The organism is Luteibacter sp. HA06, assembly GCF_054061215.1.
Genome location: NZ_JBSSDZ010000001.1, coordinates 2969461 through 2982179, shown reverse-complemented (window position 1 = coordinate 2982179; position 12719 = coordinate 2969461). Strand labels below are relative to the sequence as shown.

The 12719-nt window shown below is 63.3% G+C and carries 11 protein-coding genes; 6 read left to right on the top strand and 5 right to left on the bottom strand.

Annotation, left to right across the window (positions count from 1 at the left end; all coding sequences use genetic code 11):
* Position 1 precedes the first annotated feature (1 nt).
* The gene (locus ACVWWJ_RS13725; RefSeq protein WP_456968317.1) at positions 2-2920 is read right to left on the bottom strand and encodes a TonB-dependent receptor; all 2919 of its coding nucleotides are present in this window, start codon (positions 2918-2920) and stop codon (positions 2-4) included.
* Between the two features lie 119 nt (positions 2921-3039).
* Here ACVWWJ_RS13725 and ACVWWJ_RS13720 point away from each other — a divergent pair, with 119 nt between their 5' ends.
* Positions 3040-3729 (top strand): MarC family protein, encoded by a 690-nt coding sequence (locus ACVWWJ_RS13720; RefSeq protein WP_456968316.1) that lies wholly within the window; start codon positions 3040-3042, stop codon positions 3727-3729.
* On the opposite strand, the gene ACVWWJ_RS13715 is transcribed toward ACVWWJ_RS13720, so the two are convergent.
* Positions 3710-4549: a helix-turn-helix domain-containing protein gene (locus ACVWWJ_RS13715; RefSeq protein WP_456968315.1), complete on the bottom strand. Its 840-nt coding sequence runs from the start codon at positions 4547-4549 to the stop codon at positions 3710-3712. The two genes, ACVWWJ_RS13720 and ACVWWJ_RS13715, sit on opposite strands and share 20 nt — an antisense overlap.
* Before the next feature lie 356 nt (positions 4550-4905).
* Here ACVWWJ_RS13715 and ACVWWJ_RS13710 point away from each other — a divergent pair, with 356 nt between their 5' ends.
* The 4 genes from ACVWWJ_RS13710 to ACVWWJ_RS13695 are packed head-to-tail and all read left to right on the top strand — an operon-like array spanning position 4906 to position 8489.
* Positions 4906-5190, top strand: coding sequence for a hypothetical protein (locus tag ACVWWJ_RS13710; protein ID WP_456968314.1), 285 nt, complete (start codon positions 4906-4908; stop codon positions 5188-5190).
* Positions 5191-5194: 4 nt separating this feature from the next.
* Positions 5195-6739, top strand: a complete 1545-nt coding sequence (locus ACVWWJ_RS13705) for a multicopper oxidase family protein (RefSeq protein ID WP_456968313.1) — start codon at positions 5195-5197, stop codon at positions 6737-6739.
* Positions 6736-7878 (top strand): hypothetical protein, encoded by a 1143-nt coding sequence (locus ACVWWJ_RS13700; RefSeq protein ID WP_456968312.1) that lies wholly within the window; start codon positions 6736-6738, stop codon positions 7876-7878. Before ACVWWJ_RS13705 ends, ACVWWJ_RS13700 begins: the two co-directional genes overlap by 4 nt.
* Positions 7878-8489 (top strand): SCO family protein, encoded by a 612-nt coding sequence (locus ACVWWJ_RS13695; protein WP_456968311.1) that lies wholly within the window; start codon positions 7878-7880, stop codon positions 8487-8489. The genes ACVWWJ_RS13700 and ACVWWJ_RS13695 overlap by 1 nt, the downstream gene beginning before the upstream one ends.
* 79 nt (positions 8490-8568) lie before the next feature.
* Here the strand turns inward: ACVWWJ_RS13695 and ACVWWJ_RS13690 are convergent, their stop codons facing one another.
* The 3 genes from ACVWWJ_RS13690 to grrA are packed head-to-tail and all read right to left on the bottom strand — an operon-like array spanning position 8569 to position 10876.
* Positions 8569-9288, bottom strand: a complete 720-nt coding sequence (locus ACVWWJ_RS13690; RefSeq protein ID WP_456968310.1) for a hypothetical protein — start codon at positions 9286-9288, stop codon at positions 8569-8571.
* Entirely contained in the window at positions 9285-10493 is a 1209-nt protein-coding gene (grrM, locus tag ACVWWJ_RS13685) for a cyclophane-forming radical SAM/SPASM peptide maturase GrrM/OscB (RefSeq protein ID WP_456968309.1), read from the bottom strand. Before grrM ends, ACVWWJ_RS13690 begins: the two co-directional genes overlap by 4 nt.
* The gene (grrA, locus tag ACVWWJ_RS13680) at positions 10490-10876 is read right to left on the bottom strand and encodes a GrrA/OscA1 family cyclophane-containing rSAM-modified RiPP (protein ID WP_159894048.1); all 387 of its coding nucleotides are present in this window, start codon (positions 10874-10876) and stop codon (positions 10490-10492) included. Before grrA ends, grrM begins: the two co-directional genes overlap by 4 nt.
* Positions 10877-11143: 267 nt before the next feature.
* On the opposite strand from grrA, the gene ACVWWJ_RS13675 reads away from it, so the two are divergent.
* Positions 11144-12706 carry a DHA2 family efflux MFS transporter permease subunit gene (locus tag ACVWWJ_RS13675; protein ID WP_456968307.1) on the top strand — a complete coding sequence of 521 codons (1563 nt, stop codon included), beginning with the start codon at positions 11144-11146 and terminating at the stop codon, positions 12704-12706.
* Positions 12707-12719 lie beyond the last annotated feature (13 nt).

Below are 12719 nucleotides of genomic sequence, written 5' to 3'. Positions count from 1 at the left end.
CTCAGAGCTTGTAGTTCACGCCGAACATCACCGTGCGGCCATACGTGTCGTACTCCAGCGGCCGGCCGATCTGGAGATTGTTCGGCAACGCGGAAATCTGCTGGGTCTTCAGCGGCGAATTGGTCACGTTGTTCACCTGCAGGAGCACCGACAATCCGCTCCAGCGACCTTCGTTGAAGGCGTAGCCGAGCTGCAGGTCAGTCTGCTTGTCGGCCAGGATCTTCTGGTAGCCAAGCTGGTCGAACAGGGCCACCGCTTCGCCGGTGAACGACGAACGGTAGCGTTCGGCAATGCGCGCGGACCAGCCATGCTTCTCGTAGAAGAGGGCGAGGTTCGCCACCTTCCGCGACAGGCCGGGCAGGGTGGACGGACTACCCGGGATGGTCGAAACAGCGCTGACGGGCAGCGAGCTGTTGGTCAGCGAGAAGTTGCCCTGCACGCCGAACCCGTCGAGCGCATGGGTGAGCAGGTTGCCCTCGAAGACGCCCGACAGTTCCAGCCCTTGCATCCGGCCGCCCGTGCCGTTTTCCGGACGGGTAAAGGAACCGATGGTGCTGGTTGGCGTGAGGGTCGGCGTATCGTTCGTGTAGCGCGAGAAGTCGTAGTTGAGCGTGGTTTCGTTGTAGATGTAGTTCAGCAGGTTCTTGTTGAACACCGCCGCGGCGACATAGCTCGCCGTACCGAAGTATTTCTCCCACGAAAGATCCGCGCCGACCGCGATATACGGTTTCAGCTTCGGATTGCCGCCACTGCCTGCCCAGAGTACCTGGCCGGCGGCGGGGCCGTCGGTCACCAGGGCTACCCCGGCGGATGTGGCGACCTTCTCGTCGTCGATACGTCCACGCGCCATTGTCTTGGCCAGGCCAAAACGCAGGAACTGCTTGTCGGCGACTTCGGCGACCAGGTTAAGGCTGGGAAGCGCCTTGGTGTAGTTCGTCCCGTCGGAAATCTTGCCGACCAGGGCGTCGCCATTGGTCTGCAGTGCGTCGGATGACTGGATGGTGCGCACCACCTGCACACCCATGTTTCCACGCAGCGGCACGTCGCCCAGCATCGTATCGATGTTGAACTTCAGGTACACGACAGGCACCTTTTCGCGAACGGTGTAGTTGCGGCTCCAGTCGCCCTGTGTGTTCCGGTCGGTTTCGTAGTACTGGTTGTCCAGCGCCCTCAGGACGTTGTAATTCACGATCCCCGGAATGCCGCCGAAGCCGAGATCGGTGATACCACGCAGTGAGGCCGGATCGATCGGTGCAGCAAAGCCGGGCAGGTAGTCGGCCGACGTTGAGCCATTGCCGTTGAGCCAGGCGAAGAGTACGTCGGCCTGCTTGGTCTTCTCGCGGTCGGAGTAGTTCACGCCGAAGTTGAAGTCGCTGAAAATCCAGCCAACCGGATGACTGATCTCCAGGCGAAACGCCTTGATCGTATCCTTCTGCTTGTCGTATTCCTCGCGCCCGTCGTAACCGTAGTTGTTCGGGTCGGTGAAGTTCACTGCCGAGGTGTCTGACCAGTCCGTGCCCGGCGAGAAGTCGGGAAAACCCTCATCGCGCCTTGTCTGGAAGTCCGTCGACGAGGTCGCCTGGCCCGGCAGGCCGGCGAACAGGTAGGCGTCATGCAGATGCTTCTTCGCGCTCGAGTAAGAGAGATCGGCCGTGGCGTTCCAGCCGTTGCCGAAGTCGTACTGGTTGTTCCAGCCGACCGAGAACAGCTTGTCGCGCTCCTTGGTGTACTCGTTCTGCAGGACGGTCTTCAGGCCGTCGATATGGCCCGAGGTGACGATCGGATACGGCTGCGCCGGCGTGGTGCCGACGTTCGCATAGGCGACGTTGTCGTAAGGGCTGCTCGACCATTGCGCGCCGTTGAGGTAGGTCTTCTGGTCGAAAGTCGAGTAATAGAGATCGAGGGTGGAGTGGTAGTGATCGTCCGGGGCCCATTCGAGCACCGTCATCAGGCCGTTGCGCAGCTGGTTCTCGGACTTCGCACGCAACTGTGCACCCTCCTGGGAGAGCACGTCGTCAGGCAGACCCGGGGTGTGTGCGGCACCCCACTGGCCCTCGGCGCCGTTGGGTCCGTTGTTGTTACTCCACCACCAGGCCTGGTACTGCTTTTCCTGGATCGGCGAATCGAGCTGGGCGAAACCGACCGCCAGGCCGAGGGTGTGATCGAAATACTGGTCGATATACGAGAAGCTGGCGCGGTGACCGGCGTCGCCGACACCGCTGCCGTGATTGAGGCTGCCGTTGGTCGTGCTCTCGCCGCGCAGGTTGGCGGCGAAGGCGCGATTCGGCAGGTCGAGCGGCTTGATCGTGTGCAGGTCCACCGTGCCGGATAGACCCTGGCCAATGAGGCTCGCGTCCGGCGTCTTGTAGACCACGGCGCCGCTGATCAGCTCGGAGGGGTACTGGTCGTAGTCCACACCGCGGTTCTCGCCGATGGTGGCTTGCTCGCGCCCGTTCAGCAGGGTGCCCGCGAAGTCGGGAGAGGTACCACGGATCGAGATCTGGTTGGCCCGGCCATCGACGCGTTGCGTCGCCAGGCCGGACAGGCGGGCGAGACTCTCCGCGATACTGCTGTCCGGCAGCTTGCCGATATCCTCGGCGGAGATCGCCTCGATGATGTTGTCCGAATTCAGTTTCGCCTTGATCGCGCTCTGGATGCTGCCCTGGATGCCGGTGACGACGATCGCGTCCAGATTGCTCGCCGCGTCCGGATTGGCTGCGCGCTGGTCCTTCTTTTTCTCGGTTTTTGCCGGTTTTGTGGACGGCGTCTCACTTTTCGGGGCGGCCGGCGACGTTGCCTGTTCCTGGGCAAACGCATCGGTCACCGAAAACACAAGGAGAGCGGCGGTGCAGGCAAGGGCCAGGGGACGGAGGCGAAGAGCGGACACGGCAATACACGGCGTCATGCGTCGATGATTCATCGAGATCCCTGCGTTGAATGAGTAAGCGACGCGCCCCCTGACGCACCGGCGGCGAGGATGATTCAACCGACACGAATCTGTCATCCTGCGTCGCAACAACCTGCGTCCCGGAGAAACCCATGTGGCAAGAGTTGACCCAGACCGTGTTGCTGATCGTGGCGAGCCTCTTCCCGATCGTGAACCCGCCTGCGTCCGCCTTCATGGCGATCAGCATCGTGCCGCATGCCACGGACGCCGAGCGTGCGGACATGGCTCGCCGTGTCGCCGTGAACAGCTTCGCCCTGTTGCTCGCCTCGTTGCTGGTCGGTGCTTACGTGCTGGAGTTCTTCGGTATCTCGATTCCGGTGCTGCGCGTGGCCGGCGGCCTCGTCGTGGCGATGGCTGGATGGCGGCTGCTGGACTCTCCGGACGATGTCGAGGAGGAGCAGGACAACGAGGCCGCGGCGGTGGACCACCACCATGGCCGGCGCGATCCCAGCTTTTACCCGCTGACGCTACCGCTGACGGTCGGCCCGGGTTCGATCGCCGTGGCTATCGCATTGGGCACGGGGTCGCCGCGACAGGGGCCTACCCTGATCCACTTCGCCGCCGTGGGCATCGCGCTGGTGATCATCAGCGCGAGCATTTACCTGTGCATGCGTTTCGCCGAGCGGATCGAGCGTGGCCTCGGCACGGCGGGAACGCAGGTGGTGATGCGCCTGTTCGCGTTCTTCATCTTCTGCATCGGCCTGCAGATTCTCTGGCTTGGCCTGTCGGAGCTGATCGGGATGGTGTCCAACGCGCCCGGTGTCACTCATCCGGCGACCTGAATTTCCCCACATGTTTTGATTCACCGTTGCGCTCGCGGCGCCAGGCGCAGGGCGTGGCGCCGGTGAGTTTCTTGAAGATGGTGGTGAAGTGCGCCTGCGTGCGAAAGCCCGCGTCGCCGGCCACTTCGACGACGGATCGCCCAGACGACGTGAGCAGGACTTTCGCGTGTTCGATGCGCGCCCGCAGGATGTAGTGATGCGGCCGCTGGCCGGTGGCGAGGCGAAAACGCGCGGCGAAGTGCATGGGTGAAAGGCCCGCCGCAGCCGCGACGGCGGCCAGGCTGATCGGGTCCCCCAGGTGTTGATGAATATACGTATCGACACGCCGCATGCGCCATCTCGGCATGGCGAGTTTCACCGGGTCGAGCGAGGTCGTCGCCGGCGAACCGGCAAGCTGGAACAGGCGGCTGAGGACGGGGATGGCGAAGTGCCCTGCCGTGTCCAGCAAGCACGGCCCCGAGCTGACGGTGAGCAGGGCCATTGCCAGCTGTTCGATCACGCTGTCGTGGTAGATGCCGCCGAACAAGCCAGCGTCGAGCAACGCCGCGCAACCCATATGGGAGGCAGCATCGCGGACGAACGGCCCTGGCAGGTACCATTGAAGGGTGTCGCACGCTCCCTCGCTTGTCATCGACAGCGCATCGCCGGGAAGGCTGACATGCACCGCGCCCGCAGCCAGGGCACCGTCAACGATCGTTCGGCCGTTGGCATCGAGCCGGATCATGGCTGCGCTCAAAAAGACACGCACGACGTAGACGTCCGGCGGCGTGATGCCCGCCAGCTGTGCCGACGCTCGTCGCTCGATCCAGCGGGTCGCCATGACGTGTGGCGCGACTCGGGCCGGTCCTGACGGCACTAGCCAGATCGTTTCCAGGGGGACGAGGGCAGGGCCATCCCGTTCGCCCGCGGATGCATATGAGGTCTCGTCCAGGCGCACGTGAGCGTCTCCCCGATGGCTGAGATAGACGCTACGCCTGTGCTGCCGCCCGGTAAGCCGAAGAACTACTTAGGACGAATGGAGAGCACCGGGGCGGACGGTGGGGCGGTCGCGTCGTTCGAATCGGAAAAGTGGCCTGCGTATCCGAAAGACCGCTTGCGCAGGGAACGACACCATGAGCATCGAAGGGGAGTCGACGCATCGTGCGCCGGCACCGCCCGGACATGGGGAGTTCCACGATGAAAAAGTCGATTCTGATCGGCGCCGTCGTTGGCGCGGCGCTGGCTTTCGGCTGTGCCACGCAAGCCCAGCAGGGGCCGACTGTCGACATCGGCAACCGGCACGGCAACCTTCGCCAGGCCCAGGAAAATATCATTCAGGCGTGGCATCTGGTGAGCGAAGCGCAGGAGATGAACGATTCTCGCCTGGGCGGCCACGCAGCGAACGCCAAGCGTCTGCTCGAGCAGGCCAACGAGGAGTTGCGCCTTGCCGCGGATGTCGCCAACGAGAACGGGCGCCACTGAGCGTATGAAACGACGCTGGTCCGTGCGTGCGACGACGCTGGTCCTGCTGGCAAGTCTGGCCGGCACGGCGCTGGCCGATCCGCCTTCGGATGACCTGCGTCCGCCACGTGAGTACACCTACGACGCGAACGGGGTGACCACGGTTACCCTGGTGGCCGCGAAGTCGAAGATCCTTGTCGGCAATACGCCCTATACGTCGTTAGTGTTCAACGACGACTACGACGCGCCGCTTATCCGTACGCGTCCGGGTGGAACGATCAAGCTCACCCTCGATAACCGCATGGATGAGCTGACCAACCTGCATTTCCATGGGATGCAGGTCTCGCCGCTCGACGACGGTGACAGCATCTTCCGGACCACCGCTCCGCACGAAAAGGGCCAGTACGTGTTGCATCTACCCGACGACCATTCGCCGGGACCCTACTGGTATCACAGCCATTTCCACGACGGCGCGGAGCACCAGGTGTCCGGCGGCCTGGCGGGCCCGATTCTGGTCGACGGCATCAAGGACCAGTTCCCGGAGCTGAAGAATGTGCGGGAGCGCGCACTGGTGCTGCGCAACTTCCAGAAGACTTCCACGGGACAACTGGCCAGCGAGATCGTGACCGGCGCGCCTTCCATCCGCACGATCAACGGGCAGTTCCAGCCGACCATCCGGATCCATCCGGGCGAAACCCAGCTCTGGCATCTGTTCAATATCGCTGCGAACCAGTACTTCCGCATCCGTATCGACGGCGTCCACATGCAGCTGCTCTCCCAGGACGCGGACACCGTGGTCAAGCAGGTCGGTGTCGACGAGATGCTTATCGGGCCCTCAGCGCGCGTGAGCATCCTGGTCACCGGTCCCGCCCCGGGTTCCTATCCGCTTGCGTTGGGTTCGGCAAATACCGGCCCGGCCGGCGATACCTATGCCGGAGCGTTGCTCGGGATGCTCGTCTCGTCGGGTGAACCGATGAAGACGGTAGCAATCACCAGTCCATATCCGGCCGTGTCGGACCTTCGCAAGGTGACGCCGGCCAATCGCCGCCGCTTCGTTTTCCAGGACTCCGACTCCGATCCCAATGCCTTCTTCATCAACGGTCGTCAGTTCGACATCGGTCGCGTCGACACCACCGTAAAGCTCGGTGACGTGGAAGAGTGGACCCTGGTCAACCCGAGCCAGGAGCTTCACCAGTTTCATATCCACCAGCTCGACTTCCAGGTGACGAAGATCAACGGCAAGGACATTGACTTCATCGGTTATCGCGACAACGTGTTCATTCCCGCCCTGGGTTCCACCACGGTGCTGATCCCGTTCACCGATCCGGTCATCCTCGGCAAGTTCGTCTATCACTGCCACATCATGGAGCACGAAGACGGCGGGATGATGCAGGTGATCCAGGTGGTCCGTCCGGCCGAGTACGACGAGGCAGTGAAACTCGAACCCCTGGGCGGCATATACGGCGCCAACCAGATGTGTACGTACCTGCGCAATACGGGTGGCAACCCGCTGAGGCTGCCTTCGAACGCTAGTCGCCCACTTGGTGCGACCCCGGAAAAGCAGCCATGAGGAGGCGCATCGACTACGTCGGCGTTGGCGTCGGGCTTGCGCTTGGCCTCTCCCTTGCCGGGCAGGCCCAGGCAAGCAACGGCCGCTACCCCGGCCTCGGCATGGATTACAGCACGGCCATCCAGTACGACTTCAGTGGCCTGGACGTTCCTCACCAGCCGCATACGGTGACGACGAACGGTTACTTCGACATCACCACCGCGGTGCACTTCCGCCTGACCACCATCGACGAGATATGGGTGGGTAGTGAGGTCAGTCCCGTGACCGACACGCGTCCTGGTGAGCGGCGTTGGCTCGGTGGCACCGGCCTCAATATCACTGACGTGAACTGGTACCACCAGGGCTATGTGTCGTCGTTCCGCCTGGGCAAGTACGACGTGCCGTTCGGTCGCGCGCAGAACGCCGCACCCGGCTTGTATACGTCGGATTTCGTTGCGCCCTATGCCCTGGGTGGCATGAATGGCGGTACCTATGAATATCGGTTCTACCCGGACAACTGGGGCACCATCGCTCCCAGCCTGAGCGTGTATGCCGCCGACACCTCGGTGCTCAGCCGATCTTTCCTGCGTCCGTCGCAGCAGGCGCGACGCGCCGATGGTGGCGCGACCAACACGGGCAAGCTCAATAATGCGGCTGCCGTGGTCAACTGGCGCGCCCCGGCCGCCATTCCCTACCTCGAGGTGCAGGTGGGTTACATGAGCAACCACAAGGGCGATGTGTCTGCCGCATCACCCACGGCCGCCAACGAGCAGATGCGTGCGGCCTCGGTCCGCTACATGATTCCCTTCGTGCCCACGACCGACCTCGGCCCGACGCTCGCCGGTCGCTATCTCGACCTCGTGCCCTTCGTCGAGTACGTGAAGGTGCACAACGAAAATGGCGTGCCCGGCTTCGATACCGAATACCTGACTACTTCCCTCACGTTCGATGCCGGGCGTTTTGCCTACGGGCTTACGCACACCAACAAGCAGATCTCGCCGACTGGGGCGTCGCGGTACAACGAGTACCTCACCGAAGCGAGCATGGTGTATCACGTCACCGGCCTCGTCGATCTGGCGCTGTCGGGTGGCCGCTCGCGCCAGGGCGGACAGACGTCCGGGTTGCTCGGCGTTTCGATCACGCTAAACGGATCCTTCTGATGCGGTGGCTGTTTGTCATGCTCGTGGCCTTGTCCCTGTCGCCGCCCACGGCCTCGGCAGCAGGTCCGGCCGGGAGCGCATCAGGAGCGACGACGGTGGGCGGCCCGTTTCAGTTGACCAACCAGGATGGTCACGCCGTGACTCAAGCGTCGTTCGAAGGGCGCCCGCTACTTCTCTACTTTGGCTACACCTCATGCCCCGACGTCTGCCCCGTGGACCTTGCGAAGATCGTGAAGATCGCCGACGCGGTGCGGCAGGCCAGTGGCAAGGATGTCACGCCCGTTTTTGTCACGATCGACCCGGAACGCGATACGCCTTCGCGGTTGCAGGCTTATGTGCGGGCCTTCGGGGAGAACGTCGTTGGCCTGACCGGGACGACGAAACAGATCGACGTCATCACGGATGAGTACCACGTGTATTTCAAGAAAGTGCCGGTGGATGGCGGCGGCTATCTGATGGACCACTCGACCGTGCTGTTTCTGGTCGGTCCAGATGGTGCTTACCTCGACCACTACGGGCGCAAGTTGCCTGACGAGGATGTGATCAGGCGGGTTGTCAGTACGCTGGCGGCGTCTGATAAAGCATCGCCGATGAATCGGCTCCCACAGTGAAGCATCGCCGCTGAAGCGGCTCCCACAGAAAGCCTGTCGCTCTGTGTGGGAGCCGCTTCAGCGGCGATGCTCTAGCCACTCAGTCCCAGAAAGCCTGCACGATCCTGTCGTTCGGCCCCAGGATCAACGTCAACCGGTTCGGGTCGGTGTCCAGCTTGCGGATGCCGTCGTTCTCGCGAAGCACTCGCGTACTCGTGGGAAGGTCTTCCTCGCGCACGGCGTCTTTGCCACCGCCCGCGCCGCCCTTGGGCACATACGTCTTGCCGACACAACCCGAACAATCGACCTCGCGCCCCTGAACCTCTGCGTAGCCGGGAAGCTGGGTGAGCTTGACAGTGTTAGTGGCGCTACGCACACGGATCCCCTTGTAGGGGTGCCCGGGCTCGATCACGAAGATGGCTTCCATGGGGCCGAACTTCGTTGCGGTGGACACGTCATCCGGCGCGCGAGCGACGAACAGCAGGTCCAGCATCCCATCGGCCGACGGCCCACGCGAGATGGCGACGAGTTGCGGATCGCTCCAGTTTTCCGTGCTGCTGAGGCCACGCACCCGGACGATATCGAGCTCAGGTGCGTGGGTGCTGCGCATCAGTTCCACGCTGCTGATCTTGAGGATCGGCACGGCTTCCTCATCGCCCGCGTCCTGCTCGCTGGCCGGCTGGTCCGCGGTCGAGCCGGGCGTGTCCTGCACGGTGGCACCCCTCGTGGCCGACCTGCTCTGGCCGACAGCCAGGCCGTGCGGTGCCAGCCAGAGGCAGCCCGCGGCAAGGATGAAAACGAGCTGAGTCTTTGCATTCATGACGCGCTCCTTACCAGCATGTCGTCGTCGAGAACTGTCTCGAGCCGGTCGAGCGCCTCGAGGATCAGGTCGGTGGGCACCTTCTGGACCAGGTCGCAGAACGAAGTCCGGGTGGTGGCGAAGCTGCCGTTCTCGGTCAGCTTGTTGATCGGCGATCCGCCGCCGCAAACAGAGAAATAGGCGCACTCCGCCTTGCACGCGGCGACACCAGCGGAAATGTCGCGAAGCATGGCGTGCATGACGTCGCTGCGTCGCATGGTTTCGAGTGAATCGGTGTGAATGTTGCCGACGATGAAGTCACCGTAGTCAGCGTTCTTCAGCCCGAGCAGCTCGGGCGAGAAGCTGGAGACATTGCCGTGACAGTCCACATTCATCATGCCGAAGGGCTGCACTTGCGAGTTCTCAGCGGACGCATCGTCCGGCCGGAGGATGCGCGTGAGCATGCCGTCGATTTCACGCAGGAAGCGGATGCCGGCCGTTTCGCGCGACTTCCGCCAGAAGCTGCTGAGGAACTGGCGAAAACATACCTCGACGCCTTCCTCGGCGAAGAGTTCGGAGACGTGATCGCCTTCGGATTCCTCGACATTGAAACAGACGTCTGTGATGCCGTGCTCGCGATAGAAGGCGAGCATGTCATCCGGCGCCTGCAAGCTACGCTTAGACAGCACGGAAATCACGTGGAAGGGAATCTTCTCGTCGATCAGGCAGCGAATGCCCGCGACGGTCTTGTCGAAGGTGCCGCGCCCGCGCCGGTCTATCCGATTGGCATCGTGCATCTCCCGCGGCCCATCGATGCTCACGCCGATGCCGACCTCCCAGCGACGGAAGAGGGCGCACCACGCGGCGTCGATCAACATGCCGTTGGTCTGGATGGCATGACGCACTTCAACGCCGTGCGGAGTCAGCGAGGCGATGAGGGAGAAGGCCTCTTCGTAGTACGCCACGGGCATGACCAGCGGCTCGCCGGCGTGCCAGATCACGGTGAGGAAAGGATGGGACCAGCCCGAGGCGAAAACGGCGGTAAATACCGCGCGCACCGTATTGAGCGACATCTTCGCGGTGTCGCTGCGGCTGGGCAGGTAGCAGTAGCGGCACGCGATATTGCAGAAGGGCGTGGGCTGCAGCACGACCGTGTCGATGCACGGTGTTGCCTCGACAGGGGCCTCCTCACGGGCAACGTCCGCGCGCACGATGGCCGGGCTCACCAGTTGTGCCAGAAGTTATGCCAGCCACCATTGCCCCAGTTGTGCCAGCCATTACCCCAGTTATGCCACCCGTTGCCCCAGTTCCTCCAACCGCCGTTCCGCCATCCACCGTTGCGCCAGCCGAATCCGCCAAAGTTAACCCACGCCATGAGGGGATATACCGTGCCGCGGGCGGCCCCACTGTCGGTGGTTTCGCTGGCAACACTTTCGCGAATGGCAGCCAGTCGGTCGGCCACGTTGAGCGTTACCTCCGCCGGGTCGGTCGATGCATGCCGGGCGGGCAGGACGGTCGCCTGGGCCGAGCCGAGCAGGGTGGAGGCCCCGAGGATGCCAGCGGGAAGCAGCAGGGCAAGGGCTCGGCGGGTACGGTTCCTGTCGGACATGGTGAGCTCCACGGCGGAAGGGACGAACGTCGATCAACGTTAAGCCTGCCGCCACGCGCAGGGCATGCGTAGATCTACGTAAATCTCTTGGCTGAAGCCTTGTATATAACTGCATAGTCAGATATAGTTGTGGTCAGGTAGCTGGCACGGGCACGTCGGCGCACCGGACGGACCGCCGTCTCCCGCAAGTTGTTGCGGGCAGACGATCGCGGTCTTCTTTTTACCCTCATATCTGATATGTCAGATATCTAGAAGCTGGACGTCCCCATGTCGTCGCCATCGGCAGCTCCTCTCCCCGCGCCGCTCACCGGCGCGCGCTTCGTCCTGGGCGCGGTGGCCGTGGCGCTCGCCACGTTCATGAACGTGCTCGATTCCTCCATCGCCAATGTCGCCATCCCCACGTTATCCGGCAACCTCGGTGTGTCGGTGGACGAGGGCACCTGGGTGATAACCCTGTTCGCTGCCGCCAACGCTGTGTCGATTCCGTTGACGGGCTGGCTTACCCAACGGGTGGGACAGGTGAAGCTGTTCGTGGTCGCGATCCTGGCGTTTACCTTTTCGTCGTGGCTGTGTGGCATCGCCCCGACATTGCCGGTGCTGCTGGCAGCACGCATCCTGCAGGGCGTGGCAGCGGGACCTCTGGTACCGCTTTCGCAGGCGTTGCTGTTGAACACCTTCCCGAAGGAAAAGGGCGGCTCGGCGCTTTCGTTGTGGGCGATGACCGCCACGGTCGGCCCGATCGCAGGGCCTGCACTTGGCGGATGGATCACGGACAGCTACAGCTGGTCGTGGATCTTCTACATCAACATCCCGGTAGGCCTGTTCGCCGCCGGTGTGGTCTGGACGATCTACCGCGACCGTGAAACGCCGACCAAGCGCGTGCCGATCGATGTCATGGGACTGCTGTCGCTGATCGCCTGGGTGGCCTCGCTGCAGATCATGCTGGACAAGGGCAAGGACCTGGACTGGTTCAATTCGCCGCTGATCTGCGCGCTCGGTATCTTCGCCCTGGTCAGCTTCGCGTTCTTCATCATCTGGGAGCTCACCGAAGAGCGGCCGATCGTCAACCTGCGCCTTTTCGCGGGGCGTAATTTCCTCGGGGGGACCATCGCCATCTCCGTGGCGTACGGTGTGTTCTTCGCGAATCTCGTGGTCCTGCCGCAGTGGATCCAGGGCTACCTCGGTTACCGATCGGTCGATGCCGGGCTCGTGACCGCGCCGCTTGGCATCTTCGCGATTATCCTGGCCCCGGCCATGGGCCGGATCATGGGCAAGACGGATGCACGGGTGCTGGCAACGCTCGCTTTCATCGGCTTCGCCATCGTGTTCTTCATGCGCTCGCTGTACACCACCGATGTCGACAGCCTGACCCTGGTCCTGCCGACGCTGTTGCAAGGCATCCCCACCGCGCTGTTCTTCGTACCGCTCACGGCGATCATTCTGTCCGGCCTGCGCCCGGACCAGGTACCGGCGGCGGCCGGCCTGTCGAACTTCGTGCGCGTCTTCGCCGGTGCGGTGGGTACCTCCCTGGTCGCCACCGGCTGGAGCGACCGCACCATCCTCCATCACTCGCAACTGACCGAGCGCGCCACGATTTACGATCCGGGTTTCCTCGGGACGATCGCCTCGCTGCGCGACACGCTGCATGTGGATACGAACGCCGCCATGGCGTTCTTCGAGCGTAGCCTCACGGCGCAGGCGACCATGCTTGGTCTCAACGACATCTTCTGGCTCTCCAGCATCACCTTCATCGTGATCATCCCGCTGATCTGGGTGGCCCGGTCGACCAAGGGCAGTGGCGGGGCGGCGGCTGCGGCAGCGGGCCATTGATGGGCCATAATCC